The sequence below is a fragment of the Vreelandella lutescens genome (assembly GCF_014640815.1).
Taxonomy (GTDB): Bacteria; Pseudomonadota; Gammaproteobacteria; order Pseudomonadales; family Halomonadaceae; genus Vreelandella; species Vreelandella lutescens.
Map to the genome: position 1 here is coordinate 173,194 of NZ_BMHM01000001.1, position 26,170 is coordinate 199,363.

The window sequence follows — 26,170 nt, forward strand, 5'->3', positions numbered from 1 at the left end:
ACCCCCGCTACGGGTTGATCGAACCGGCCGATAGCACACTAGAGGCGCTATTCCAAAAACCACGCTTTCATGACTCCGGTAATCTGGGTGAGCTCGGCATCTGTCGCGATATAAGCGGGCATGGTGTAAAGCCAGCGGCCAATGGGGCGCAGCCACACGCCCCGCGCTCGGGCAAACGCGGCAACGCCTTTCAGCGCCTCGCTGCTGTGGGCTTCGATCACCGCCGTTGCGCCTAATACGCGCACATCCGCTACGGCTGGATGCGCCCGTAGCGCTACGTCTTCTAATAGCTCGCGCTGTAACGTTTGGCTGAGCGCGGCAATTTTCTCTAAGTAGTGCTCCTCCTCGAACACCCTCAGGCTCTCCAGCGCCACGCGGCAGGCCAGCGGGTTGCCCATAAACGTGGGGCCGTGCATGAAAGCGTGGTGCGCACTGTCGCCAATAAACGCCCTGTGAACCCGGTCGGTAGCCAGCGTGGCCGCATGGCCCAAGTAGCCGCCGGTCAGCCCTTTGGAAAGCACCATGATGTCTGGCGTGACGCCCGCGTGGTCGGCGGCAAACAGCTTGCCGGTACGGCCAAAGCCGGTAGCGACTTCATCAAAAATCAGCAGCACGCCAAACTCATCGCACAGCGCCCGTGCGCCGCGCAGGTAGTGGGGCGAGGTCATGTTCAGCCCGCCCGCCGCTTGCAGCAACGGCTCCATCAAGAGCGCAGCAATCTCATGGTGGTGGCGCGCTAGCACCTCCCGCAGCGCGGCGAGGTCTCGCTCAACCTGCTCTGGCGTCGCGTCGAACGGGGCCGTGGGGGCCGGGGCGAAGTGGTGCTGGGGTAGCAGGCTGGCGAACAGGCTGTGCATGCCCTCTTCGGGGTCGCACACCGCCATGCAGCCGGTGGTATCGCCGTGGTACGCCTTCATGAGCGAGAGCATTTTGCGCTTGCTGGGATGGCCGCTCAGCACTTGATACTGCAGCGCCATCTTCATGGCCACTTCCATACCCACCGAGCCGCTATCGGAGAAGAACACATGGTTCAGCCCCGCTGGGGTAATACGCACCAGCGCCCTTGCCAGCTGATCGGCGGGGTCGTGGGTCAGGCCACCCAGCATCACATGGCAAAGCTCCCCGGCCTGCTCGCGAATGGCGGCGACGAGGCGCGGATGGCCGTAGCCGTGAATCATGCACCACCAGGAGCAGGTGGCATCCAGCAGGCGCTCGCCGCTGTCCAGCGTAAAGTAGCTGCCGTTGCCGCCGACCACCTTGGGCGCGGATGTTTGGGTTTTGAGATGGGCGTAGGGGTGCCAAACGGGAGAGTTCATGGCGTTGCCTCCTGGGCGGCGGTGGAGAGAAGCGCATCAAGGAAGATAAAGCGCTGCGCGGTGGAGGCATCTGCCTGTGCCAAATGGGGAATGAGCCCTAAGCAGGGAGCGGGCAGGGCGCGTTTTAACAGCGACACATTAGCTGCAAAACGTGCGCTATCTCTGGCAAAGGCGGGGTCTACCACGCTGCCCACCCAGCCTGCCAGCGTTACGCCATCGGCGACGATGGCCTCGGCGGTGAGCCGGGCATGGTTAAGGCAGCCCAATTTCAGCCCAACCACTAGAATCACCGGCAGCCTGAGCGCGCGGGGCAGGTCGGAAAAGTCCTCCTCCTCGTTCAGCGGCACCCGCCAGCCGCCTGCGCCTTCGATCAGCGTCAGATCCCGTGGCGTGCCGGTTAACGTGTCGCTGAGCGCCTGAGTAACGCTGGCCACGTTAAGCATGGCACCTGCTTCCAGAGCGGCGAGATGCGGCGCAATGGCGGGAGCAAAGGCCCAGAGGTTGACCGTTGGGTACTCCACCGGCGGGAAGCTTTGCGCCTGTAGCGCCAGGGCGTCGCGGTTGCGCAAGCCGCTGGGCGTGGCCTCGCTGCCGGAGGCAATCGGTTTTAACCCCAGGGTGGTGAGCTGGCGCTGGTGGGCGGCGCACAGCAGCGCGCTGGTGGCCAGGGTTTTGCCTGCGTCAGTGTCGGTACCGGTGACAAAATAGGTGTGGTTCATCGCGCGCTTTCCAGTTGTAGCGTTAGGCAGTGGTAGCTCACCGGCAGCCCCTGCGGCGTGCGTAGCGACTCATAGCGGGCCTGGGCGGTGGCAAGCGCTTGGCGGTTCAGCCGAGCGTTGGGTCTGGCCACTTGGGCACCCACGCCTTTGATAGAGGCCATCACGGCGTTCAGGTCGGGGTAAAAAAAGCGCCGCTGATTGCAGGCGTGCTGGGTGAGGTGCAGGCCGCTTTGCTGAATCGCCCGCTGTACGGCGCTGGCATCCGGCGTTTGCAGCAGCGCCTCGGGCCGCTGCCAGGCGGTGGCAACTTCGCTCAGCGTGCCGGGCAGCAGGGTGGTGATCCGCGCTTGCCCGCCAGGGGAGAGCACCCGTGCCAACTCCCGCATCACTGCACCGATATCCGGGCACCACTGAATGGCTAGGTTAGAGAACACAAGATCCACGCTTGCGTCGTTCAGCGGCAGCGCGGCGGCGTCCCCCTGTTGCCAGCGTATGGCATCGCCATACTGCGCCTGGGCGTGGGCGAGCATGCCCGGCGCCAGGTCTAGCCCGGTGGTGGTGGCGTTTGGGTAGTGGCTCGCCAGTTGTTGGGTCCAGTAGCCGGTGCCGCAGCCAAGGTCGAGCACGTGTTGAGCGCTTTCCGGCAGCGTTTGCCAGAGCGCCTCGCCAATGTCACGCTGGGCGATAGCGAGGGCATCGTAGCGTGGTGCCGCCCGAGAAAAAGCGTGGGCAACACGCTCCTGCCAGTGGGGCAGTGGCAGCGAGGTGGCCGGTGTGTTCATCGCGGCTCCTGGGGCGAGCGCGTGGCCTGCTCGGCCAGCCGTGCCGCCAGTTGGGCAGGCTGTGAGAGCATGGGGCAGTGCCCTGCGGCTTCCAGCGGTAGTGCCTGTACCCGGGTGCTGCGGGGTAGCAGTGGATCGTATGCTCCCGCCAATAAGTGGATAGGGCAGGGAGGGTGAGCGAGCAGTGCCCGGTTATCCAGCGTTTCAAGCCACATGAGCCCTTGCGCGAGCGTGTCGGTATCGGCTTGGGGAGTTTCGCCTAACTGTGCTCGTAGCTGGCGGTGAGCCTCGCGGGCATTGGGTTCGCCTTGGGCCTGCCAGCGCAGAAAGTGCCGCCATGTGGTAACTGGGTCACGGTGGAAGGCGCGCTGAAAGCTGGCAAGCTCGTCGCTCCTCACACCGCCATCACTCTCAGCGTCACTACAAAAACGGCTGCCTGCGCCCAGCAGCAGCAAGGCCTTGGGTGACGGCAGGTGATTTAATAGCGCTGTGGCCAGCAACCCACCCAGCGACCAGCCCACCCAGACGGCATCGCTGGGTAGCTCGGGTGCCATCCGTTCGGCCAGTGCGTCAATGCTCGTGGGGGTAGGTAGCGCAGGAGATTCGCCGTAGCCGGGCCACTCCACTGCGCTGGGCTCGACAGTGTTGGGCCAGTACTCCGAAAGCGTCTGCCATACACGGCGGTCGACGCCCCAGCCCGAGAGCAGGATCAGCTTCATCGCTGCTCCTCGTGTAGGCAGGCAGCGGCAACCTCCAAGAGCCGGTCGATATCGCTCTGGGTATGGCGGGCGCTTAGGGTGATTCGCAGTCGCGCCTCGCCGTTAGGCACCGTGGGCGGTCGAATTGCCCCAACCTGAATGTTGTTCTGATCGCACTTGGCTGCCCAGGCCAGGGTGCGCTGCTCGCTGCCCAGCAGCAGCGGTTGAATCGGCGTGTGGGAGTGGCCAAGCGGTAGCCCTAAGGCGATAGCCTGCTGGCGGAAGTAGTCAATATGGCGAGCGAGCCGTTGGCGGTGCTCCGGCTCCCGCTGCACGATGGTGAGCGCTTCCAGGGTGGCGGCGGCAATCGCGGGCGGTTGGGCGGTGGTGTACACATAGCTACGGGAAAACTGAATCAAGTGCTCAATCAGCGCAGCGTCCCCCGCCACAAACGCGCCTGCGGTGCCCAGCGCTTTGCCCAGGGTGCCGACTAAAATCGGCACGGCTTGGCTGTTAAACCCCTCCACGCAGCCCGCGCCGTTTTCTCCGAGCACGCCGAGCCCGTGGGCATCGTCGATCATCAGCCAGGCGTTGTGCTGTTGGCTAATGCGGGCGAGTTCGCCGACGTCAGCGATATCGCCATCCATACTGAACACGCCGTCGCTGACCACCAGCTTGTGAGTGGCCGTGCTGCGCGCAAGCAAACGCTGTAAGTCGTGACCGTCGCGGTGGTGGTAGCGCCGGGAGCGTGCGCCGCTTAAGGCGGCACCGTCGAGTAGCGAGGCGTGATTAAGGCGGTCCTGAAATATCGCGGTGTTCGAATCCGCCAGCGCTTGCAGCACGCCCAAGTTCGCCATATAGCCCGTGGAGAACAGTAGCGCTCTCTCGCGTCCGGTCCATTCGGCCAGCGCCTCTTCCAGGGCATCGTGAATGCCCAGGTGCCCGCTGACCAAGTGCGATGCCCCTGCCCCTGCGCCAAAGCGTTTCGCGCCTTCGGCCTGGGCCGCCTGAACCCGTGGGTCTTGGGCAAGGCCCAGGTAGTCGTTGCCTGCAAAGTCCAGCGCTTGCTGAGAAAACACCCGGCGGCTGCGCCAGCGCTGTAAACGCTCGCGCTCGTCGCGGGCTGCCGCTAAGCGCTGGTGCCACACCTCAGACACTGGCATCCACCGCAAGCGCCGCAGCGCGTTCGGCTTGGGCGTTACGCTGAGCCTGTTGGGCCAGTCGCTCGGTATGCTGCGTGTCGTCTTCGCAGGTATCGCGGCGCTCGGGGTGTAGGCCCAGTTTGGCAAACAGCGCACGGTCGCGCTCTGCCTGGGGGTTGCTGGTGGTCAGCAGCTTGTCACCGTAGAAGATGGAGTTAGCACCGGCCAGGAAGGCGAGCGCTTGGGTGGATTCGCTCATCTGCTCGCGGCCTGCGGAGAGTCGCACGTGGCTCTGGGGCATCATGATGCGCGCCACGGCAATGGCACGGATAAACTCCAGTGGGTCTAAATCTTCCACGTTCTCCAGCGGCGTTCCCGGTACTTTAACCAGCATGTTGATAGGCACCGATTCAGGATGCGGAGAGAGCTTAGCCAACTGCTGCAGCAGCGCGCTGCGATCCTGCGCGCCTTCACCCATGCCTAAAATGCCGCCGGAGCACACTTTCATACCGGCGTTGCGAACGGTGGCCAGGGTTTCTAAGCGGTCGCTGTAAGTGCGGGTGGTGATGATTTCGCCGTAGTAATCGGGGGAGGTGTCGAGGTTGTGGTTGTAGTAGTCCAGTCCGGCAGCGGCCAGCCGGGTGGCCTGTTCGCCGTCGACCATACCCAGCGTCATGCAGGTCTCAAGCCCCAGCGCTTTCACCTGGCGCACCATCTCTTCCACCACCACTAAATCTTTATCCCGCGGGCTGCGCCACGCGGCCCCCATGCAGAAGCGGCTAGCGCCGGCCTCTTTGGCCGCCTGGGCCTGGGCTACTACCTTCTCAATTTCCAGCAGCTTCTCTTTTTCCAGTTGAGTGTTGTAGTGGCCCGACTGCGGGCAGTATTTGCAGTCTTCCGGGCAGGCCCCGGTTTTAATCGACAGCAGAGTAGAGACCTGCACCGCGTTGGCATCGAAATGCGCCCGATGCACCTGCTGGGCGTGAAACAGCAGGTCGTTAAAGGGCAGCGCAAACAGCGCGTTGATCTCGTCAAGCGTCCAGTCGTGGCGCGGTGCGGCATCCGTCGCATGAGAAGCAGTCGAATTAGCGGTCACGGGTAAACCTATATTCTTTTGAAAGTTGACAGGACTCTAGCGGGGCTGCGCTGAGGGTGTCAACTTTTTAGATAGTTTTGGTTTACCATGAATAGTTTGCTTTAGGGAGTATTCGTCAGGATGTATGGCCTGCTTTATACTCTGCGCCCTTTGACGACCCACTGGAGCGCAGATGCCTGACGCGACCTCGCTGCCCCCTGAGCACGATGCATTGACCGACCGCGACCCGGCCACCGGGCATCCGCGCCCGCCTCGGCGTGAATTCAAAGCGCGGGGCAGCTTCGTCAAGCGCTGCGAAGGCTGCAATCTGCCCGAGCTGAACTGCCTCTGCCCGTATCAGGTCAAGGCGGAGAGCGACGCTCAGGTGTGGCTGTTAACTCACTCCATCGAGCACTACAAACCGACCAATACCGGGCGTTTGATTGGCGATGTGCTGACCAACACCCGCGTGTTTACCTGGTATCGCACCGCGCCGGACGACACGCTGGCGGCGCTTCTGGCAGACCCGCGCTACGCGCCGTTTGTGATTTTTCCTGACGATCAGCCGGATTACGCCGACCGCGTGGTGGACATTGGCGCGGTACACGCAGCCAAGCAGCAGGCGCGCATACCGGTGTTTATTATTTTGGATGGCACGTGGCGTCAGGCGCGGCGTATGTTCCGCAAAAGCCCTTACCTAGATACGCTACCGGTACTGCCGCTGCGCACCGAGCGTGAAACCCGCTATCGGCTGCGCAAACCCGCCTCTAAAGCGCATCTGTGCACCGCCGAGGTAGCCATTGAGCTGCTGCGCCAAAGCGGTGATGAAACAGCGGCAGGCGTGTTGGATGATTACTTTGACGTGTTCAACGATAGCTATGCGGAAAGCCGCTACTATCGCAAGATTGCCGAGCCTACCCCTGCTATGCAGCGGCTGTTAGACAGGCAACAGCCGGAACGCTAAGGGGTTTGGCCCGGCAGCCAGCGTAGCAGTACTTTGCGTACCCAGTACCAGCGGTTAATCAGCAGCGCGGCGAAAATCAGGCTGCAGCCCAACAGCTGAAGTAGAGTCATGGTTTCGCTAAACCACCACGCGGCTAGCAGCGCAGTCCATACCGCTTCTAACATCAAAATGACCGCTGCATGGCTTGGAGTGGTCATGCTCTGAGCTTTAATTTGCAAGAAAAAGCGCAGTGAGCTCGCCAGCAGGACGCTGGCTATAAACCAGCCGAGAATGGAGGTGTTCATGGCCAGCGGTTGGTGCTCCACCACCAGCGATAGCCCTGTCAGCACCACGCCAACAGAAATAAGCTGAAGCGTGGTGAGCGGTAAGGCAGGGACGTTGCGCACCACGCGGGTATTCACATTGATCAGCAGGGCAAAGCAGAGGGCGGCGCAGGCCATCAGCAGCTGGCTGGCTTCGATATTAAAGCCTGCATTGAGCGATAGTAGGGCAAACCCGAGCAGCGCCACGGGTAGCGCGACCCAGGTGGAGCGAGGCGGGCGGTCGCCAAACAGCAGCCGTGCCACCACCGGTACCAATAAGATACCGAGGCTATTAATAAACGCGCTTTCGCCTAAATGGTTGGAGTGGTGCAGCCCTAATACCCAAAACGCAATGGCGGCACTAAATAACACGCCCACCAGCAGCCCGCGCTGTATCCGACGAACGGGCATCTGGCGCAGCGCTGGCCAGGCAAATCCCAGTAGTATCAACCCTGCCAGTAAAAAGCGCGTACCTATAAACAGTAAGGGTGGCATGCCTGCCAGCGCTTCTTTAGAAAATATCCAGCCCCCAGCAGCCAAGGCGGTGACGAGCAGAAGCAGTGCATCTGCCTGCCAGGGGGCTTGTTTCACGCTATTCACGCCGCGCCGCTGCCAAACAGAGCCCCTGCGATTCTAAAGCCAGCCACCCAGGTACCAATCGCAGAACCCACGGTGGCTAGGATAAACACCAGCAGAGTGCGAGAAACGCGGTTCTTCCACCAGCCTTTTAACTGCGTCACGTCGTGGCGCAGGGTCGAAAAGTCGCGCACTTTGGGTTTGCGCATATACAGTTCCACCCCCGCCGCTACAAAGCCCGCACCAATGGTGGGGTTAAGCGAGGTGAGCGGTGCCGCGAAGAAGGTGGCAATCACCGTGACCGGGTGAGCCAGCGCCGCAATGGTCGCGCCGCCGGATAAAATACCGTTAATCAAAAACCACTCAATGACGAGCTGCCAGCCAAGGTCGGTATTGCGTGAAAACCCCACTACAAAACCGGTGAGTACCAAGGCAGTAATCAGCCATGGGGCGGCCTTCCACAGCTTGGAGGGCGGCGGTGAGGCTTCGAGTGATTCACGCTCAACTTTGGGATTTTCCGGCAGCGGCGTTTCTAAGTGCTCACTGGTGCCTTTTAGGTGACCAGCACCCAATACCACCAGCACATGTTGGTAGCGTCCTGGCGGCGCTTCTTCCGCCAAACGTAGCGCCATATAGCGGTCGCGCTCGCGAATTAAGGGCGTGTAGAGGGCTTCCGATTCAGCAGCAAACTCGCTGAAGGTGGCCTCTAACATGTCGCCCTCTTTGAGCTTTTCGATGTCCTCTTTGGAGACATCCTGGCGAGAAAGCACGCTGCCAATCAGTCCTGAGAAGAGCGAGAAGCGCTGCCACCAGGGTACGTTGCGATAAATGCGCTTTAAGGTGATGCCAACATCTCGGTCTACCAGCAGCAGCGGCAGATTGCGCGTACGGCACTCTTCCACCGCCGCGCGCATTTCAGCCCCCGGTTGAATGCCGGACTGCTCGGCAATTCGCTGCTGAAAGGCACCGAGCGCCAGGCTCGCCGCCACCATGCCGGCCTTGCCTTGCTTGAACACCTGAAACAGGTCTTGTTCGCCCATGGCGTCTGGGTTGTCCATGCTGTGGTGACGGGCGTCACACAGCTCAATGGCAACGGCGTCGAAGTGGCCGCTGTCGATCAGCTGGCGAACATCGTTGGCGCTTTCCGCTGAAACGTGGGCGGTACCCAGTAGGGTGTAGTGGGTGCCACCTACGGCGATAGTTTTCATCGGGCCGCTGGTCGTCGGCAGCGCATTGGGTGCCTGTGTCAGCGGGGTAGTGTCATCTTGGGTCATGAATAAGTCTCAATAAAAGTAACGTGGGCACTGGTTTAGCGACGCCAAAAAGCGGGAGTAAAGAGTACCAGTACCGTAAAAATTTCCAGGCGGCCCAGCAGCATGGCAAGGACTAAAATCCACTTGGCAAGGCTGGGTAGGTCGCCGTAATGGCTGCTGGCTTCACCCAGAGCTGGGCCTAAGTTATTGAGCGCTGAACCGACGGTGGACCAAGCGGTGACCTGATCAACACCGGTGGCCATGACGCCCACCAGCATCAAGAAAAACAGCATGACATAGGCCGAGAAGAAGCCCCACACGGCTTGGGCAATGCTGTCCGGCACGCTGACTTTGCCCACTTTGACTGCAATCACCGCATTGGGATGAATCAGCCGCATGACTTCGCGCATGCCCTGCTTCAAAATCAAGATAATGCGGATGACCTTCATGCCGCCCGCCGTAGAGCCAGAACAGCCACCAACAAACGCGGCCACAAACAGTAAAAACGGCAGTGCGCCTGGCCAGCCAGAGAAATCGGCAACGGCGAAACCTGCGGTAGTGGCTACAGACACCACTTCAAACAGCGCATGGCGTAGGCCAACGATATCGTCGTAGGTGTCGGTCAGCCACAGGGTGATGACGGCAATGGTGGTGAGGCCCGCTAAAAACAGCATCAAAAAGCGCGCTTCTGGATCCTCAAAGTAATGCAGCAGGCGCTTTTCCCGCCAGGCAATAAAATGGAGGCTGAAACTAACCGCTGAAATGAGCATGAAGCTAATGCAAATCAGCTCTATGGCGGCGCTATCAAAGTGGCCAATGCTGGTGTCGTAGGTAGAAAATCCGCCAATCGCGACGGTAGAGAAACTGTGGCCGAGGGCATCAAACCAGCTCATGCCTGCCAGCATATAAGCCACAAAACAGGCAAACGTAAGCGTGGCGTAAATATACCAAAGCGCTTTAGCCGTTTCGGTAATACGCGGGGTGAGCTTGGAATCTTTGAGCGGGCCTGGAATCTCGGTGCGGTACAGGGCCATACCCCCGACCCCTAAGGTAGGCAAAATGGCTACGGCCAGTACCACAATCCCCATGCCACCCAGCCACTGCAGCTGCTGACGATAGTAGCGCACGGATTCAGGTAAAAAGTCGATGCCGGTAATCACCGTAGCACCGGTGGTGGTGAGGCCCGAAAAGGATTCAAAAACGGCGTCGGTAATGCTTAGCGAACCTTCCCCAAACAGCATGAGCGGTAGCGAACCAAACAGCGCTAGTACCGTCCAGAACATCGCCGCAATAATAAAACCGTCGCGAATACGCAGCTCTTTACGCGCTTTGCGGTTAGGCAAGTACAGCAGCAGGCCGGTCATCACGCTAATGGCAATGCCGCTCATAAACGCATGCCAAACACCATCGCGAAACCACAGTGACATCAGCATGGGCGGCAGCATTGTTAAGCTGAAGAGCATCAGTAGCAGGCCCAGAATACGTAAAATGACCCGCAAGCTCATAGTGTTAGCTGTCTCATCACGCTGGTACGATCCTTAGAAAAACGTTAAGCCCACTTGGAACAGGCGCTCCACATCGCGGATGCGGCGTTTATCGATCACAAACAAAATCAGGTGGTCGCCGCTCTCTACCAGCACATCGCCATGGGCGATAATGACTTCCTTGCCCCGAACAATGGCACCGATGGTAGTGCCTTCAGGCAAATTGATTTCGGCAATCGTGCGTCCTACGACTTTGGATGATTGCTTATCCCCGTGGGCGATGGCCTCAATGGCCTCTGCCGCCCCCCGGCGCAGCGAGTGCACGTTGACGATATCGCCCCGGCGAACGTGAGTCAGCAGGCTGCCGATGGTGGCCTGCTGGGGGGAAATCGCAATATCGATATCGCCACCCTGGACCAAGTCCACATAGGCAGCGTTGTTGATGAGGGTAAGCACCTTCTTCGCCCCCAGCCGTTTCGCCAGCAGCGATGACATAATATTCACTTCATCGTCGTTGGTGAGCGCACAGAAGATATCGCAATCTTCAATGTTCTCCTCTTCCAGCAGCCGTTTGCTGGTGGCGCTGCCGTGGAGCACCACAGTGCGGTCTAGCCGCTCGGAAAGCGCAGTGCAGCGCTCCAGGCTGTGCTCAATAATCTTGACCTGATGGCTGTGCTCTAAGTGCTCCGCCAGCCGCTCACCAATGTTGCCGCCCCCGGCAATCACCACGCGGCGAAAATCCCGCTCGACCTTGCGCAGCTCGCTCATCACCGCGCGAATATCCCGCCGGGCGGCCAGGAAAAACACCTCGTCGTCCGCTTCAATCACCGTGTCGCCACGGGGAATGATGGGCCGGTTGCGGCGGTAAATCGCTGCCACGCGGGTTTCCACGTTCGGCATATGCTTGCCCAAAAATGCCAAATCCTGCCCCACTAGCGGGCCGCCGTAGAAAGCTTTGACCGCCACCAGCTGCACCAACCCACCGGCAAACTCCAGCACCTGCAGCGCACCGGGGTGCTCAATCAAGCGGCGCACGTGATCCGTCACCACCTGCTCGGGGCTGATCAGCACGTCGATGGGAATGGCTTCGTGGGCAAACAGGCCCTTACGGGTGAGGTAGGCGGTGGAGCGCACGCGGGCGATTTTGGTCGGGGTGCGAAACAGCGTATGGGCCACCTGACAGGCGATCATATTGATCTCGTCGGTGTTGGTCACCGCGATCAGCATGTCGGCGTCTTCACAACCCGCTTGGCGCAGCACAATGGGGTAGGAGCCCGCGCCGGTCACCGTGCGGATATCCAGCTTGGTGTGCAGTTCGCGCAGTTTTGCGCCGTCGGTATCGACGACGGTGATGTCGTTCTCCTCGCGGGCGAGGTGCTCCGCTAGGGTGCCGCCGACCTGGCCGGCGCCAAGAATGATGATTTTCATTGCTGAGCATCGGTTCCGTTATAAGCGCCAGCGCATTCTCGGCAGGAGGTGTGCGCTGCAATAAAGACGGCGGCCAGTGTAAACCAGCCGCCGTCGAAAAGCAGGTAGGGATTACTCCATCGTAAAGCCGACTTTCACCGTTACCTGCCAGTGGGCGACACGGCCATCTTCAATATGACCACGGGTGTCGGTGACTTCGAGCCAGCGCATGTTGTGAACGCTTTCTGATGCTTTCGCGAGTGCGTTCTGTACGGCTTCCTCAATACCTTTCTCGGAAGACCCGGTAAGCTCAATATGTTTGTACGTGTGATGACTCATGTTTGCTCCATCCTTGTCATGAATTCACTGCCGGGCAACTGCCTAGGCAGTGCGCTTTTCTAGTCTGGCATAAAAAAAGCCATCGTGACTGCTTTGGGCCGGAAACAGTTGGCGACCATGCCCGCTTGGCTCACCCCACGCCACATCATGGGGCGTGGTGACCAGCGCATCCGGTGTGCGGGCCACAAAGGCATCGATTTGAGCGGCGTTCTCTTCGGGCAGCACCGAGCAGGTGGCGTACAGCAGCGTGCCGCCGGGGCGCAGCAGCGTCCACAGGTTGTCCAGCAGCTGACGCTGCAGCTTAGCCAACTGGCGAATGTCTTCTTTACGGCGCAGCGCTTTAATATCCGGATGGCGACGAATCACGCCGGTACCAGAGCAGGGCGCGTCTAGCAAGATAGCGTCAAACGGCGTGCCGCCCCACCAGTCGTGGGTAGTCGCATCGGCATGTTTCAGCTCGGCGCTAAGCCCTAGGCGGTTAAGCGTATCGTCCACCCGCGCCAGCCGCAGGTTGTCGCTATCAAGCGCGGTTAGCGCGATATCAAACTGCTCTAACAAATGGGCGGTTTTGCCGCCAGGAGCGCAGCAGGCGTCCAGCACGTGAGCGCCGGGGCGAGGAGCCAGGGCAGGCCCAAGCAGCGCGGCCGACAGCTGAGCGGCTTCATCTTGAACGCTCACGTGGCCCTGTTCAAAACCGGGCAGCACCGCCACATCGCAGGGGGTGGCCAAGGTAATGCCATCGGGGGCGTGCAAGCAGAGATGACCCTCTAAGCCCTGCTCGGTGAGCTGCTGCAGGTAGGCTTCGCGGTCGTTATGGCGCTGATTGACGCGCAGCGTCATCGGCCCGGGTTCATTATTGGCCTGGGCAATCGCACGCCACTGTTCGGGCCAAGCAGCGCGCAGGGCGTCCAGCAGCCAGGGTGGGTGCTCAAGAGCCACGCTTTCATCACGATCAACGACCGCTTGCAGCGCCTCGGCTTCACGCTGTAGGCGGCGCAGGCAGCCATTAAGCACTCGTGTGGCCCACTCTTTACCCAGCAGGCGGGCAGCGCCAGCGGTTTCACCCACCGCCGCGTGGGCAGGGATACGCATGTAGAGCAGCTGATAGATGCCCACTAACAGCAGGGCGTGAACATCCGCATCGCGCTTTTTGAACGGCTGCTTAAGCAGCTGATTCGCCAGCGCCTGCAAGCGCGGTAAGCGGCGGCAAGTGCCGTAGCAGAGCTCTTTTAACAGGCTGCGGTCACGGGCCACGACGCTATGCTCATCTAGCCCAGCGAGTGAGCCCTTATCGGTGAGCACCGGGACGAGGCTGCGGGCGGCCGCTGCGCGAACATCGATGCCGCTGCCGCCTTTGGCTGGGCGTTGCTGGCTCATGGGTGAGCTCCTTGTGAGGATGAGGGTTGCCCGAGCCGAGTGCCAACGGTGAGAGGCGTTTGGCGGGCGTTTAATAAGTCGCGTACGGCCATGGCTTTGCCGCCGGGCAGTTGAGCGCGGCTAACGCACAGTACTTGCTGGCCCTGTTCGCCGCAGGCAATGCGCAGGTGCTCATCGCCATGCGCCAGCAGCGCGCCGGGGGGCGAAGGCGGCTGTTCGCCGTCTTCTACGCTGGCCATTAAAAGCCGCAGGCGGTCGCTGCCTAGCGTGCACCAGGCCACCGGCCACGGGTTAAAGGCGCGGATTTTACGCGCCAGCTGCTCGGCGGGCTGGGTAAAGTCTAGCTCGGCCTCGGCTTTGCTGAGTTTGGTGGCGTAGGTGACCCCTTCGTTTGGCTGCGGCGTGGCCGCTAGGCTGTCGCTGTCTAACTGATCCAGCACGTTCACCAGCGCATTGGCACCTTGAATGGCCAACCGGTCATGCAGGTCGCCGCCCGTGGTGCGGGAGGTGATCGGAGTGCGTACTTCGTACAGCATGGCACCGGTATCCAGCCCCGCATCCATTTGCATAATCGTGACGCCTGACGCGCTGTCACCGGCTTCAATGGCACGCTGAATCGGCGCCGCGCCGCGCCAGCGGGGCAGCAGCGACGCATGTACGTTAATGCAGCCTAAACGCGGCGTGTCGAGCACTGCTTGCGGCAGCAGTAGACCGTAGGCAACAACGACCATTACATCGGCGTTCAACGCGGCAAGCTCTGCTTGGGCGTCGGTATCTTTTAGGCTAGCAGGTTGGTACACCGGCAGCCCATGTTCTTGAGCCAGCTGTTTAACCGGGCTTGGGGTGAGCTTACGCCCACGGCCTGCGGGGCGGTCTGGCTGAGTGTAAACCGCCACCACTTCGTGCTCGCTGTCGAGCACAGCAGCAAGGCTTGAGGCGGCGAAGTCTGGCGTGCCAGCAAAAACAACGCGTAACGGTGACATGGTGGTGAGCCCTTAAGTGCGAGAGGATGACAATAAAAAGATGCCGGGTATGAAACGCATAAAGGCCGAGAGGCAGCGCTGTGGCCCGCAGAGAAAAGCCTGTGGGTGTCAGCGTGTCAGCTCGGCCAGTCGCCCTATGGCAAACGTGGATTAGGCGTCGTTAATCAGCTTGTGGCGTTTTTGCATTTTTTTCATTACCCGGTCGCGCTTGAGCGGCGAGAGGTAATCCACAAACAGTACGCCTTCCAGGTGGTCGTACTCATGTTGAATGCAATGGGCCAGCAGGCCATCCGCTTCCAGCTCGTAGGGCTCACCGTTACGGTCCAGCGCATTGAGCTTCACTTTCAGATAGCGCGGCACTTCAGCGTAGTACTCAGGGATCGACAGGCAGCCCTCAGAGAGCGGCTCTTTGGCATCGCCAATGGGCTCATAACGTGGGTTGATCAATACCAGCGGCTGGGAGTTATCGTCGCTGACATCCATCACCACCACGCGGCGATGTACGTCGATTTGCGTCGCTGCAAGGCCAATGCCTCGTGCGTCGTACATGGTCTCCAACATATCGTCGACGAGCTGGCGGACCTCGTCGTCAACGGTTTCCACCGGTACCGCCTTGGTGCGCAGGCGCTCGTCGGGGAATTCGAGAATAGGAAGCTTGGCCATGGCGTTACAATCACCGTTATGCTGAGTCTTTAAGATGAGCAGGCTGGCCTGGGTCAGCGAGCCTAACTGCTTTACTATTAACCACTATATCATGCTGACAGCGTTCCTGGGCACGCGCAACGCCGTGCCGTGCCTTGAAACCGCTTCACCAACGACTGCCTGGGGAGAACCGGATGGTGGCTCGAAAGCCTCTTTATTATAGCGTCTTTGGCGCGCTCTTAATGTGGGTGGTGCTGGTCAGCCCATCAGCCTCCGCCTGGGAGCAGCTACGCAGCGATGCGCCAGAGCGCTATGAGGTAGTGCCAGGCGATACGCTTTGGGGCATCTCCTCGCGCTACCTACACTCGCCTTGGCAGTGGCCTTCGCTGTGGCAGGCAAATCCGCATATTCGCAATCCCCATCTCATTTATCCTGGCGACGTGCTGGTATTAGGCAACTGCCAAGGGCAGCCGTGTTTAAGCTTGGAGCGCGGCCAAGGCATCGTCAAACTCTCGCCACAAATGCGTACCGTGCCGGAGCGCGAAGCCATCACGCCGATTCCGATGGAAGTGGTGCGCTCTTTCCTGCGCGAGCATCGGGTGGTCGAACCAGGCGAAAACCTGCAGGAGCTGGCGTATGTGGTCGGTGGTGATAATCAGCGCTTAATTAGCGGTGCGGGCGATACCTTGTATGTCCGCGGGCAGGTGCCAGCAAGAACGCCACTGGGTATTTACCGCCCAGGTGAGCCTTATATCGCGGCCGATGGCACGCTGCTGGGCGATGAACTGATCAATATCGGTGAAGCGCGCTATGTGAGTAGCGAAGGGGATATTGCCCGTATAGAAGTGCTTAGCGCTTACCAAGAGGTGCGCAATAACGACATCTTGCTGCCGCTTGAGGACCGCGAGCTCAGCGATACCTTTATGCCCCGGGCACCGTTGAATGATGTGGCGGGTCAGATTGTTGCAGTACCCGGCGGGGTGCGATTTATTGGACGCCTGCAGATAGTAGCGTTGGATCTCGGGTCGCAAGATGGCCTTCAGCCAGGGCATGTGCTGCGTGTGAACCAGCAAGGGGAGCTGGTTAACGACCCACGCACCCAGGAATTGCTCCGGTTACCCGAAACGGAAGCTGGCTTGGTGATGGTGTTCAGGCCCTATAACCACATGAGCTACGCCTTGGTGATGCAGGCCTCGCGGGTGCTGGAGGTAGGCGACAGCGTGCGCACACCCACGCAATAGGCATCGTGACATAACAGAATATAAGGGGAACTCTATGGACGCCAAGGAGTGGCTGGCGGTAAATGCTTTGCCCGGTATGGGCGCTGCGCGCATTGCGCAACTGGTGGCGCGCAAGCCCCAATGGCCACAGGGTTGGCTAGCCGCCTTACCCAGCAATGCCTCCAATGCGTTGCGGCTGTGGCTGGCACAGCCAGAACGCAGCCCTCTGCAACAGGCGGTGGATGAAACGCTTGCCTGGCTGCAGAGAGCGCCACGCCGCCACTTGCTGCATCGCGACCATCCCGCGTGGCCCGCACTGCTCAATCAACTGCCTGACCCGCCGGTGGTGTTATGGGCCCAAGGGGATCTGAGTGCATTAGAAGGCCCTGGGCTTGCCATGGTGGGTACGCGCCGCCCAACGTCTGAAGGGAGTGGCCATGCCCAAGCGTTTGCCCGCGAGTTAGCCAATCGCGGGTGGTGCGTGGTGAGCGGTATGGCGCTGGGGGTGGATGGCGTTGCCCAGCGTGCGGCGTTAGCCGCCGGCGGACGCTCGATTGCCGTGTTGGGCTGTGGGGTCGATGTGATTTACCCTGCCCGCCATCGAGACTTACATGAGCAGTTAGGGTCGTTGCCCGGTGGCCTTTTGCTCTCAGAGCATCCACCGGGCACGGTGGCCAGGCCAGCCTTCTTTCCGCGCCGTAACCGAATTGTGACAGGCCTCTCGTTAGGCACATTAGTGGTTGAAGCCACCGAGAAAAGCGGTTCACTGGTCAGCGCGCGCCTAGCGCTTGAGCAAGGCCGCGAGCTGTTTGCGCTGCCAGGGTCGTTGCACAATGTGCAAGCCCGTGGCTGCCTACAGCTGCTGCGAACAGGGGCCACCCTAGTGCGCCATGTGGACGATATTATCGAGGAGCTGCAGCACTGGGTGCCGCACTATCTACCCACAGGGCTACCCAAAGAGCTATCCAAAGGGCTATCCAAAGAGCTAGCCACGGCGCAGCCGGTAATCAGCGCAGAGCTAACGCCTGAACTGCCCGAGGAATCATCCGATATAGAGGCTCGACCTGGTGATAGCCTGTTAAACGCCCTTGGCCCGGTGCCCACGCCGATTGATACGCTGGTTCAGCATATGGGAGTGTCCGTGAGTGAGTGCCAACAGCGGCTTCTCATGCTAGAGCTGGATGGCAAGGTGGCGCAGCAGGCGGGCGGCTGGGTGAGGCTCGCAGCGCCATGGTAAGATGCCGATTCCATTTTGTAATCGTCTAAGAGCTTATTCAGGAGCGTCTATGAAAGCGGCGGTTGACGTGAATGCAGCGGTAAATGCGCTGCGTGCAGGCGGCGTGATTGCATGCCCCACAGAAGCCGTGTGGGGGCTCAGCTGTGACCCCGATAACGATGAAGCGCTAGCACATCTCATGCGTATGAAAGAGCGCGACCCTGCCAAGGGCGTGATTCTCGTCGCGGCCAGTATTCAGCAGTTCCAGCCTTGGTTAACGCAGCTGCCGCTGTCGCTTCATGCACCGCTGGCCGCCAGCTGGCCTGGCCCGAATACATGGCTGGTGCCCGATAACGGCAGAAGCCACGGCCTAGTGCGCGGTGCTCACCAAAGCGTTGCTCTGAGAGTTACCGACCACCCGTTAATGAAGGCGCTCTGCGAAGCCTTCGGTGGGCCGCTTGTCTCCACCTCCGCCAATCGGGCTGGCGACCCTCCTGCCATGAGCGCAGAAGAAGTCGCTACCCTTTTTGGTGATGAGGTAGCCGCTATTACGGCAGGTGAGCTTGGCGGCAATGCCAAGCCCAGCACCATCAGAGATCTGGTAACGGGCAAAGTCATGCGCGCCTAGCGCTCTGCGCACTACCCGACATCACCGCCAACGACTTACGATTCATCTCACCAGGAGTTACTGTGGCTCACGAGCACCTAGACGACGTTAAAGCCTACCTTCTCGATCTGCAGGAGCGGCTGTGTGCAGGCCTTTCCGCTGCCGATAGCCGTGCCGCGTTTAAAGAGGATAGCTGGCAGCGTGAAGAGGGCGGCGGTGGGCGCTCTCGCGTTATGGTGGAGGGCGCTATTTTTGAAAAAGGCGGGGTCAACTTTTCCCATGTGTTTGGCGCTCAGTTGCCGCCTTCCGCTACGGCGGCACGGCCAGAGCTAGCCGGGCGCAGCTTTCACGCAGTGGGTGTTTCTTGGGTGATGCATCCAGAAAATCCCAACGTACCCACCAGCCACGGCAACGTTCGCTTCTTTATTGCTGAAAAAGAGGGCGAGCCCCCGGTCTGGTGGTTTGGTGGCGGCTTTGACTTAACCCCTTATTACCCCGTGTTTGAAGACGTGGTGCACTGGCACCAAGTGGCCCAAGACGCCTGCGCGCCCTTTGGTGAGGGTGTTTATGAGCGCTATAAAACCTGGTGCGATGACTACTTCTATCTAAAACATCGCGAAGAGACCCGCGGCGTCGGTGGGCTATTTTTTGATGACTTGAACGAAGGCAGCTTTGAAGAGTGCTTTGCGTTTCAGCGCGCGGTGGGCGATAGCTTTCTGGACGCTTACCTTCCCATTGTCGAGCGCCGCAAGCAGGATGCGTGGGGCGAGCGCGAGCGTGATTTTCAGCTTTACCGCCGTGGCCGCTACGTGGAGTTCAACCTAGTCTGGGACCGCGGCACGCTGTTTGGCCTGCAAAGCGGCGGGCGCACGGAGTCGATTTTGATGTCCATGCCGCCACTGGCTCGTTGGGAGTACGCGTTTACCCCTGAGCCGGGCAGCCGCGAAGCAGCGCTGCACGACTACTTGGTACCACGCGATTGGCTGGCTGAGGCTGCCCAGCAGAGCAACGCCTAAGGAGCTTCGATGACCGACCGTTACTGCGTATTTGGCAACCCAATTAAGCACTCAAAATCGCCTCTGATTCACGGCGAGTTTGCCAGCCAAACCCAGCAAGCCATGACCTACACCGCAGAGCTTGCTCCTGTGGAGGGTTTCGCTGACGCTTGGCGGGCGTTTGTCGCCCATGGGGGCCGTGGTGCGAACGTCACCGTCCCCTTTAAAAGCGATGCCTTTGCCCTATGCGATACCCTGAGCCAACGCGCCAAGCGCGCTCAGGCAGTCAATACGCTGATCGTGGGCGGCAATGGGCGTATCTACGGCGACACGACCGATGGCGTTGGGCTGGTACGGGATTTGGCTTATCACCGCGTAGCATTAGCGGGCAAGCGTGTGCTGGTGCTCGGCGCAGGCGGCGCCGTGCGTGGCATTTTAGAGCCGCTGTTAGCAGAGAATCCTCGTGAGGTGGTCGTGGCAAACCGCACCGCCGACAAAGCCGAACAGTTGGCTGAGGCATTCGCTGATCTGGGGAGTATCCAGGGCGGCGGTTTTGTTTCGGTGGAAGGCCCGTTTGATGTGGTGATTAACGGCACCAGTGCCAGCCTTTCCGGCGAGTTGCCGCCGCTGCCTGAAGCGCTGTTTGCCGAAGGCGCGTGGGCCTACGACATGATGTACGGCTCAGAGCCGACGGTGTTTCTTCAGTGGGCGGGGCCGCAAGGAGCCAAGCTGCTGGATGGTCTGGGTATGCTGGTCGAGCAGGCTGCTGAGTCGTTTTTCCTATGGCGCAATGTTCGGCCAGAGACGGCCAGCGTACGCACGCTGCTGCGACAGTCGCTCAACTATTAAATCGCTCTACTATTAAGACACTCAACTGCTAGATAAGGCGATGGGGGCGAGTGCCCCCATCGTTACTTTATCTAGCTAACTTGATCGAGTGAACCTGATCGGGCTAACGCGGCTTGGTATAAAACCCCACCATGCACATCACCAGCCCCACCACCGATAGCAGCATGCCTCCGTTGACCAGCAGTGGTGAGCGTTGTAGCCACGATACAAAAGGCTGCGGCGTGTCGTAGCAAGCTCCTTCTAGATAATTCCAGTAGCCGCCCTCCAGCTGGCAGGCGCGTACGTCGCCCAGTTCCCAAAAATAGACGCCCAGTAGCACCAGAATTGGCAGCACTAACAGCAGTAAACCCAATCGAATCATACAAGCCTCGGGTGGCCGCTACGGTCGCGGGCAGTTGGGAGTGCGGCCGCTAGAGCGGGCCTGCTCGTAGGTGGCCAGTGCCTGCTCCATATTGGCTTGCAGGCCTTGAATCCGCTGTCCTTGGCTGGGGTGCGTCGACATCCAAGCAGGGGGCGCGCCGCCGCCAGAGGCTGCCTGCATGTTTTCCCACAAAGTGACGCTCTCGCGGGGGTCAAAGCCTGCCTCGGCCATCAGCTGAAGGCCAATCACATCGGCTTCGCTCTCATGGCGGCGCGAGAAGGGTAGGGCAATGCCGTACTCAGCGCCCATGCCCAGAACGCCCATCATTTGCTGGCCTGCCGGTGTTTGCATACCCGAGGTGCTGGAAATCACTGAAAGACCCAAAGACGTAGCGCTTTGGGTAGAGGCACGCTCATTGGCGTGGCGCGCCAGCACGTGACCAATTTCATGACCGACCACCGAGGCTAACTGGTCCTGACTGGTGGCGATATCCAGCATGCCGGTATTCACACCCATGTAGCCGCCAGGAAGGGCGAAGGCGTTAGGCTGCTCAGACTCAAACACGCGAATTTGCCAGTCAAGATTGCGCTGATCGTCAGGTAGTACATCAACAATGGCATTGGTAATGCACTGCACGTAGCGATGGCTTGCCTGGTTAGCGGTAGGGATGTTCTGCTGGTACTCAGCGAAGGCCTGCTGGCCCATTTGGTTGAGCTGATCATCAGAGAGCAGCAGGAGCTGTGAGCGACCGGTGGGAGAGGTCGTACAGGCTGCGATTGAAGCGCATAGTGCCGTAACCGCTAATGGACGAAGCCAACGCATAGACAGTTTCCTTATAGACGAGTGGGGATCCTTGCACACAAGATAACCACTGACAGTGGTAAATCAACCCCTATCATAACGCACTCTGAGGATGACGATGGATGCTGAATTAAGCCAGCGCCTAGCGCGGTTACTCGATCATGTGGACCACTGGCTGCCACCTGCGCCGACCCCAGTGGAATGGGACAGCCATGTCGCAGCGATTTGGCAACGCCACCCGTTGGGCGGGCGGTTAGTGCCGGTGCCCCCAAGAGACACCATGACACTGGACGACCTGCTGGGCATTGAACGCCAGAAGCTGGCGTTGGTGGACAACACCCGCGCCTTTTTACAAGGCCTGCCTGCCAACCATGCGCTGCTTTGGGGTTCCCGTGGCAGCGGTAAGTCGTCAGTGATACGCGCGCTTCTTAATTCTCTGGCGAGCGAAGGTCTGCGGCTGATCCAGGTAGATCGCCATGACCTAGCAAGCCTACCGTTGCTGGTGGAACAGCTGCGTCATCAGCCGCACCGCTTTGTGGTGTATTGCGACGACCTGTCGTTCGAAGGCAACGACGATGCCTATAAAGCGCTTAAGAGCGTGCTGGATGGCGCGCTGACCGGGCCACCGGATAACGTGCTGCTCTATGCCACCTCGAATCGTCGCCACCTGTTGCCAGAGTCGATGGATGACAATAGCGGTTCACGCTTGGTGGGGGAGGAGCTGCATCACGGCGATGCGGTGGAGGAGAAAATCTCGCTGTCAGACCGTTTCGGCCTGTGGCTAGGTTTTCATCCGTTTAGCCAAGCGACCTACTTAGAGGTATGCGAACACTGGGTGGGGCGTATAGGCGGGAAGCAGGACTGGGATGATGCAGCGCGGGCGGAGGCGGTTCGTTTTGCTACGCTGCGCGGTGGGCGAAGCGGCCGGACGGCGTGGCAGTTTGCGGCCCAGTACGTGGGCCGCAAACGGCTGCATGAGCGCAGCGAGTAGCGCGTAAGACTTAGCGTTGGGGAATGAGCTGCCCGTCGGCGCCTACGTTCAAGCGAATGGTGGGCGTGAGCAGGCCAGAGGGCAGCGTCATACCCAGGCCGCGCAAGTCCCCTGGGGTGATGGCCAGTTCACTACCCACAGGCAGCTCCCCTTGGCTTGCCAGCTGGCTGGCTAGCTCCAGCATGGGTGTCATGCGCTGAGTGTCAGTGGCCAGAATATCAAAAGCGACGGGCAGGCGAAGATTGGCATCTTCACCTGATGTCAGGGTGACATCTTGCTGGTACTGGCCCTGCACCGGGTCCACGCCAGGCATATCCAGCGTCCAGCGAAAGCCAGACATTTCCACCGGCGGCATACCAATAGGTAAGCCAAGCCCCATGGCCAATGTGGCCTGCACTGGCAGGCTACCCGTGCCCAGGCTAGAGGCTAGCAAGCTAGAGAGGTCGCTGGTATCCAGCCCGGCATTGATGCTGTAAGGGCCAACGCGCACATCTTCAATGCCTAGCGATGTCACCGCTAGCCGAAAAGCGAAAAGGCCTGTTTGAGGCAGTGCCAAGCAGCCGGTTAGCAAGCTGGCCAGCAGCAGTAAAACTAAGCCGCGTCCGCGACGAAAAGCGTAGTGCATGTACGTCCCTCCTAAGAAGGGCAGAGTGTCTAGGTGGCGAGTGCCGAAAAGCGCCGCTATTTGAGGGCGGGCGCAGGTGTCTGTCAAGTAGATTTGTGGTCAGTAGAGCCAAGAAAAAACGCCCGCTGAATCGTCAGCGGGCGTTGAGAAGAAGGCGAGTGCTCAGCGGCGGCTTTTACGCGCTTCTTTGGTACGGTTAAGCTCGCGTTTTTTCGCTTTTTCTTTGTCGCTGGCCCCTGCCATGTGATCGAAGGGGTTGTCGCCAGAGCGGAATTCAAAGCGCATCGGCGTGCCCTGCACCTTCAACACTTTACGGAACGTGTTGGTGAGGTAGCGGCGATACGCTTCAGGTAGCGATGCCGTCTGGTTGCCATGCACCACGATAATCGGCGGATTGCTGCCACCCTGGTGAGCCATACGCAGCTTGATGCGTCGGCCATTAACCATGGGCGGCGGATGCTGGCTGACCGCATCTTGCAGCAGCGTAGTGAGGCGATTAGTCGACCAGTGTGCGTTGGCGGCGTTAAACGCCCGCTCAATGGAAGGGTACAAATCGCCCACCGCCGTGCCGTGAAGCGCGGAGATAAAGTGCAGTTCAGCGTAATCAGCAAAGCCCAAACGGCGCTTGATGTCCGAGCGCATTTTCTCTTTGGCGTCGCTTTCCAGCCCATCCCACTTATTAACCGCCAATACCAGCGCGCGGCCAGAGGTGAGTACGTAGTCCAGCAGGTGCAAATCCTGCTCGACTAAGCCGCTGCGGGCGTCCAGAACCATCACCGCCACGTGGCTCTCTTTAATCGCATCCAGCGTTTTGATGATGGAAAACTTTTCGGCGATTTCACTGACGTTTTTGCGCCGACGAATACCGGCCGTATCGATCAGTACGTAAGGCTTGCCGTTGCGCTCAAACGGAATCTCAATGGCATCACGGGTGGTGCCTGCTTCATCAAACACCACCACACGCTCTTCACCCAGCAAACGGTTGACCAGCGTGGATTTACCTACGTTCGGGCGTCCAATGACGCCAATGCGGATACCTTTAGAACCGGTATCTGCAGGAATGCTTGGGTCCCGCTCAGGGAACGGTTCAAGCACCGTATCAATCAGCAGCGATACGTTGCGTCCATGAGCGGCGGCAATCGGCCAAGGGTCGCCAAGGCCGAGTTTCCAGAAGTCGGCCATGGCCGAGTGCTCTTCCAGGCCGTCGGTCTTGTTGACCACCAGCCAGGTTTTCTTCTGATTCACCCGCAGATGATTGGCGATCGCTTCATCGGCGACGTTAAGTCCAGCTCGGGCATCCACCAAGAACAGCACAATATCGGCTTCATCAATGGCCGCGAGGGACTGCTCAGCCATCGCGGCATCAATGCCTTCTTCGTCACCGCTGATACCGCCGGTATCAATCACGGTGTACGCTTTGCCACCCAGCATACCATTACCGTATTTACGGTCGCGGGTCAGGCCAGGAAAATCTGCCACTAGCGCATCGCGCGAGCGGGTAAGGCGGTTAAACAGCGTCGATTTGCCCACATTGGGGCGACCGACTAGTGCAATGACGGGTGTCATGGAGTTACTTCCAGGGTTTCCAGGCGACCATTGTTGGCCTGGACATGAATGGTGCTGCCTTCAGTGACCGGGCGCACGCTAATACCCGAACCATCGATGCGGGTACGGCCTACCAGGTTGCCTTCACGGGCGTCGATCAGGTGAACATAGCCTTCAAAATCACCGACGACGATGCGGCCATTGGCAAAGGCCGGAGCGGTTAACCAGCGATCTTCCAGGTCATCGTTGCGCCAGACTTCCTGGCCGCTGTTGGCGTCCAGGGCCACCATATGACTGTCGTCGCTGACTACGAATAAGAAGTCGCCCACCAGAATCGGTGTGTGACGGCTTGATAACGTGGTTTCCCATAATACGCCACCACGGGTGGCTTCCAGCGCGACGACACGGCCGTTGTAGCTGGTGACAAACAAACGACCATCAGGGCTAAGCACTGGCTGACCAGAAAGGTCTACTAAGCGCTCAACATCGCTGCGCCCGCGCGGTGTGGCAATCTGCATATCCCAGAGAGCTTGGCCGCTGCGGTTATCCAGCGTGGCAAGACGGCCGTTAGCAAGGCCAACGAAGGTGACCGGGTCGATGACCATCGGGGTGCCGGTGCCGCGCAGCGTTAACGCCGGCTGAGAGCTGGTGTAAACCCACCGCTCTTGGCCGCTGGCGCGATCAAGAGCAGTCACCTGCCCGTCGACGCTTTGTACCAACAGAAGCTGCTGATTGGCTTGCGGAGCTGCCAGTACTTCGCTAGAGACACGCGAGCGCCAGGCAACGCTGCCATCGCGCTGGTCAAGAGCGATCACTTCACCGTTACGTGTGCCCAGATAAACCTGGCCTGCAATCGCGTTCAGGGCGCTGGAGATAGGCGTCTCTAGCTCGACTTCCCACTCACGCTCGCCACTATTGGCATTGAAGGCGGCCACTAAGCCATTGCTATCAGCGGCAAAGACGGTATCGCCTTCACGGGCGGGAGCGATCGGGTAGCGGGCACGGCCAAAGCCATCGCCCACGCGACGATCCCAAACGCTATCCAGCGATGAGGTTTCATCAAAGCTGCGCAGCTCTTTTGGCGTGAACGCAGGCTCACCTTTGCTAGCACAGCCAGCGAGTAGCGCTAGCGCCATGGCACCAAGGGTGGTGCGCATCAGGTGTTTGGAAAAAAGCGGTTTTGACAGGCTGGTCGTCATCACTGTGTCGCCTCCTCGGCGCCGAGATCGTCAAGCTTGAACTGCACGCCGTACAGCGGCTGGTTCTGCGTTTGGGCGAGTGACTGGGCGGTTTGCCATGCATCACGTGCTTGATCTGGCTGGTTAAGTGCTAGGTAAGCATCGCCACGCACGTTCGCTTGCTGAGCCGCTAGCGCCTCGGAAATAGGCTGATCGAGCAGGGCTAACGCAGCGTCAGGGTTGCCTTCGGCCACTTCAATGCGCGCCAGACGCAGCCAGGCCAAGCTCTGCACGTAGCGGCGAGAGGAGTTGCTGGCAACGTCTTCTAGCGCCTGCTTAGCGGCGGCGATGTCGTCCTGCTGTACCGCGAGACGAGCTTCCAGCAGCTGAGCAAGCTCAGCATACAGGGTGCTACCGTAATCATCCGTCAGCTCATCAATCAGCGTTTGTGCAGCGCTTAGCTGATCCCCTTCCAAGGTGGTGCCAGCGGTCATATTAATAAGCTGCTGGTAACGAGCGGAGGCCGCTTCTGACTTACCCTCTTGGTAGTTTTGCCATGCGTTCCAACCAAACACGCCGGCCGCTGCGAGAACGGCACCGGCAATCAGCGAGGTTCCATTCTCTTTCCACCAGCGTTTGACAACCTCTAGCTGCTCTTCTTCGCTTCTCAGCTCCGCCACGGGCGGCCTCCTATTCCATTGGTCAGCTGCTTATGCGGCTAAC

General features: G+C 59.9%; 27 protein-coding genes. 7 read left to right on the forward strand and 20 right to left on the reverse strand.

The features are described from left to right. Window positions 1-47: 47 nt before the first annotated feature. From bioA to bioB, 6 genes are read right to left on the reverse strand one after another with little or no spacing between them, the layout of a single operon-like run. Window positions 48-1,316, reverse strand: a complete 1,269-nt coding sequence (bioA, locus tag IEW65_RS00845) for an adenosylmethionine--8-amino-7-oxononanoate transaminase (RefSeq protein WP_188637629.1) — start codon at window positions 1,314-1,316, stop codon at window positions 48-50. After that, on the reverse strand, window positions 1,313-2,035 hold the full coding sequence (gene bioD, locus IEW65_RS00850) for a dethiobiotin synthase (protein WP_188637630.1): 723 nt from the start codon (window positions 2,033-2,035) through the stop codon (window positions 1,313-1,315). The genes bioA and bioD overlap by 4 nt, the downstream gene beginning before the upstream one ends. Further along, window positions 2,032-2,817 (reverse strand): methyltransferase domain-containing protein, encoded by a 786-nt coding sequence (locus tag IEW65_RS00855; protein WP_188637631.1) that lies wholly within the window; start codon window positions 2,815-2,817, stop codon window positions 2,032-2,034. The genes bioD and IEW65_RS00855 overlap by 4 nt, the downstream gene beginning before the upstream one ends. Next, window positions 2,814-3,536 carry an alpha/beta fold hydrolase gene (locus IEW65_RS00860; RefSeq protein ID WP_188637632.1) on the reverse strand — a complete coding sequence of 241 codons (723 nt, stop codon included), beginning with the start codon at window positions 3,534-3,536 and terminating at the stop codon, window positions 2,814-2,816. The genes IEW65_RS00855 and IEW65_RS00860 overlap by 4 nt, the downstream gene beginning before the upstream one ends. Beyond that, on the reverse strand, window positions 3,533-4,678 hold the full coding sequence (gene bioF, locus IEW65_RS00865; protein WP_188637633.1) for an 8-amino-7-oxononanoate synthase: 1,146 nt from the start codon (window positions 4,676-4,678) through the stop codon (window positions 3,533-3,535). Before bioF ends, IEW65_RS00860 begins: the two co-directional genes overlap by 4 nt. Then, a complete protein-coding gene (gene bioB / locus IEW65_RS00870) occupies window positions 4,665-5,753 on the reverse strand; it encodes a biotin synthase BioB (protein ID WP_188637634.1) in 1,089 nt (362 codons plus the stop codon). The genes bioF and bioB overlap by 14 nt, the downstream gene beginning before the upstream one ends. Window positions 5,754-5,925: 172 nt before the next feature. Here bioB and IEW65_RS00875 point away from each other — a divergent pair, with 172 nt between their 5' ends. Next, window positions 5,926-6,696: a tRNA-uridine aminocarboxypropyltransferase gene (locus IEW65_RS00875; protein WP_188637635.1), complete on the forward strand. Its 771-nt coding sequence runs from the start codon at window positions 5,926-5,928 to the stop codon at window positions 6,694-6,696. On the opposite strand, the gene IEW65_RS00880 is transcribed toward IEW65_RS00875, so the two are convergent. From IEW65_RS00880 to def, 8 genes are all read right to left on the reverse strand, one after another. Continuing rightward, entirely contained in the window at window positions 6,693-7,598 is a 906-nt protein-coding gene (locus IEW65_RS00880) for a DMT family transporter (protein WP_188637636.1), read from the reverse strand. The two genes, IEW65_RS00875 and IEW65_RS00880, sit on opposite strands and share 4 nt — an antisense overlap. After that, on the reverse strand, window positions 7,595-8,848 hold the full coding sequence (locus tag IEW65_RS00885) for a TraB/GumN family protein (RefSeq protein WP_188637637.1): 1,254 nt from the start codon (window positions 8,846-8,848) through the stop codon (window positions 7,595-7,597). The genes IEW65_RS00880 and IEW65_RS00885 overlap by 4 nt, the downstream gene beginning before the upstream one ends. Before the next feature lie 35 nt (window positions 8,849-8,883). Further along, the gene (locus IEW65_RS00890; protein ID WP_188637638.1) at window positions 8,884-10,332 is read right to left on the reverse strand and encodes a TrkH family potassium uptake protein; all 1,449 of its coding nucleotides are present in this window, start codon (window positions 10,330-10,332) and stop codon (window positions 8,884-8,886) included. Between the two features lie 33 nt (window positions 10,333-10,365). After that, window positions 10,366-11,739 (reverse strand): Trk system potassium transporter TrkA, encoded by a 1,374-nt coding sequence (gene trkA / locus IEW65_RS00895; RefSeq protein WP_188637639.1) that lies wholly within the window; start codon window positions 11,737-11,739, stop codon window positions 10,366-10,368. A 111-nt stretch (window positions 11,740-11,850) separates the two neighbouring features. Then, window positions 11,851-12,057 carry a dodecin gene (locus IEW65_RS00900; protein WP_188637640.1) on the reverse strand — a complete coding sequence of 69 codons (207 nt, stop codon included), beginning with the start codon at window positions 12,055-12,057 and terminating at the stop codon, window positions 11,851-11,853. Between the two features lie 42 nt (window positions 12,058-12,099). Then, window positions 12,100-13,434: a 16S rRNA (cytosine(967)-C(5))-methyltransferase RsmB gene (rsmB, locus tag IEW65_RS00905; protein WP_188637641.1), complete on the reverse strand. Its 1,335-nt coding sequence runs from the start codon at window positions 13,432-13,434 to the stop codon at window positions 12,100-12,102. Continuing rightward, a complete protein-coding gene (gene fmt, locus IEW65_RS00910) occupies window positions 13,431-14,417 on the reverse strand; it encodes a methionyl-tRNA formyltransferase (RefSeq protein ID WP_188637642.1) in 987 nt (328 codons plus the stop codon). The genes rsmB and fmt overlap by 4 nt, the downstream gene beginning before the upstream one ends. A 150-nt stretch (window positions 14,418-14,567) precedes the next feature. Then, the gene (gene def / locus IEW65_RS00915; protein ID WP_188637643.1) at window positions 14,568-15,080 is read right to left on the reverse strand and encodes a peptide deformylase; all 513 of its coding nucleotides are present in this window, start codon (window positions 15,078-15,080) and stop codon (window positions 14,568-14,570) included. 173 nt (window positions 15,081-15,253) lie between these two features. On the opposite strand from def, the gene IEW65_RS00920 reads away from it, so the two are divergent. The 5 genes from IEW65_RS00920 (at window position 15,254) to aroE (ending at window position 19,946) form a co-directional block, all read left to right on the forward strand. After that, window positions 15,254-16,300 (forward strand): LysM peptidoglycan-binding domain-containing protein, encoded by a 1,047-nt coding sequence (locus tag IEW65_RS00920; protein ID WP_188637644.1) that lies wholly within the window; start codon window positions 15,254-15,256, stop codon window positions 16,298-16,300. 34 nt (window positions 16,301-16,334) lie between these two features. Further along, the gene (gene dprA / locus IEW65_RS00925) at window positions 16,335-17,516 is read left to right on the forward strand and encodes a DNA-processing protein DprA (RefSeq protein WP_188637645.1); all 1,182 of its coding nucleotides are present in this window, start codon (window positions 16,335-16,337) and stop codon (window positions 17,514-17,516) included. 49 nt (window positions 17,517-17,565) lie between these two features. Next, window positions 17,566-18,123, forward strand: coding sequence for an L-threonylcarbamoyladenylate synthase type 1 TsaC (tsaC, locus tag IEW65_RS00930; RefSeq protein WP_188637646.1), 558 nt, complete (start codon window positions 17,566-17,568; stop codon window positions 18,121-18,123). Window positions 18,124-18,185: 62 nt separating this feature from the next. Continuing rightward, the gene (hemF, locus tag IEW65_RS00935) at window positions 18,186-19,118 is read left to right on the forward strand and encodes an oxygen-dependent coproporphyrinogen oxidase (protein WP_188637647.1); all 933 of its coding nucleotides are present in this window, start codon (window positions 18,186-18,188) and stop codon (window positions 19,116-19,118) included. Window positions 19,119-19,127: 9 nt separating this feature from the next. Next, complete coding sequence (aroE, locus tag IEW65_RS00940; RefSeq protein WP_188637648.1) at window positions 19,128-19,946, forward strand: shikimate dehydrogenase; 819 nt, start codon at window positions 19,128-19,130, stop codon at window positions 19,944-19,946. A 103-nt stretch (window positions 19,947-20,049) separates the two neighbouring features. On the opposite strand, the gene IEW65_RS00945 is transcribed toward aroE, so the two are convergent. Continuing rightward, window positions 20,050-20,307, reverse strand: a complete 258-nt coding sequence (locus IEW65_RS00945) for a hypothetical protein (protein WP_044628936.1) — start codon at window positions 20,305-20,307, stop codon at window positions 20,050-20,052. A gap of 18 nt (window positions 20,308-20,325) precedes the next feature. Further along, the gene (locus IEW65_RS00950) at window positions 20,326-21,129 is read right to left on the reverse strand and encodes a M48 family metallopeptidase (RefSeq protein ID WP_188637649.1); all 804 of its coding nucleotides are present in this window, start codon (window positions 21,127-21,129) and stop codon (window positions 20,326-20,328) included. 97 nt (window positions 21,130-21,226) lie between these two features. Here IEW65_RS00950 and IEW65_RS00955 point away from each other — a divergent pair, with 97 nt between their 5' ends. Continuing rightward, window positions 21,227-22,099: an ATP-binding protein gene (locus IEW65_RS00955; protein WP_188637650.1), complete on the forward strand. Its 873-nt coding sequence runs from the start codon at window positions 21,227-21,229 to the stop codon at window positions 22,097-22,099. Between the two features lie 10 nt (window positions 22,100-22,109). Here the strand turns inward: IEW65_RS00955 and IEW65_RS00960 are convergent, their stop codons facing one another. From IEW65_RS00960 to IEW65_RS00975, 4 genes are all read right to left on the reverse strand, one after another. After that, entirely contained in the window at window positions 22,110-22,724 is a 615-nt protein-coding gene (locus tag IEW65_RS00960; RefSeq protein WP_188637651.1) for a hypothetical protein, read from the reverse strand. Between the two features lie 162 nt (window positions 22,725-22,886). After that, on the reverse strand, window positions 22,887-24,290 hold the full coding sequence (gene der / locus IEW65_RS00965; RefSeq protein ID WP_188637652.1) for a ribosome biogenesis GTPase Der: 1,404 nt from the start codon (window positions 24,288-24,290) through the stop codon (window positions 22,887-22,889). Beyond that, window positions 24,287-25,468, reverse strand: coding sequence for an outer membrane protein assembly factor BamB (bamB, locus tag IEW65_RS00970; protein ID WP_188637653.1), 1,182 nt, complete (start codon window positions 25,466-25,468; stop codon window positions 24,287-24,289). The genes der and bamB overlap by 4 nt, the downstream gene beginning before the upstream one ends. Continuing rightward, window positions 25,468-26,127 (reverse strand): YfgM family protein, encoded by a 660-nt coding sequence (locus tag IEW65_RS00975; protein WP_188637654.1) that lies wholly within the window; start codon window positions 26,125-26,127, stop codon window positions 25,468-25,470. The genes bamB and IEW65_RS00975 overlap by 1 nt, the downstream gene beginning before the upstream one ends. Between the last annotated feature and the right edge of the window lie 43 nt (window positions 26,128-26,170).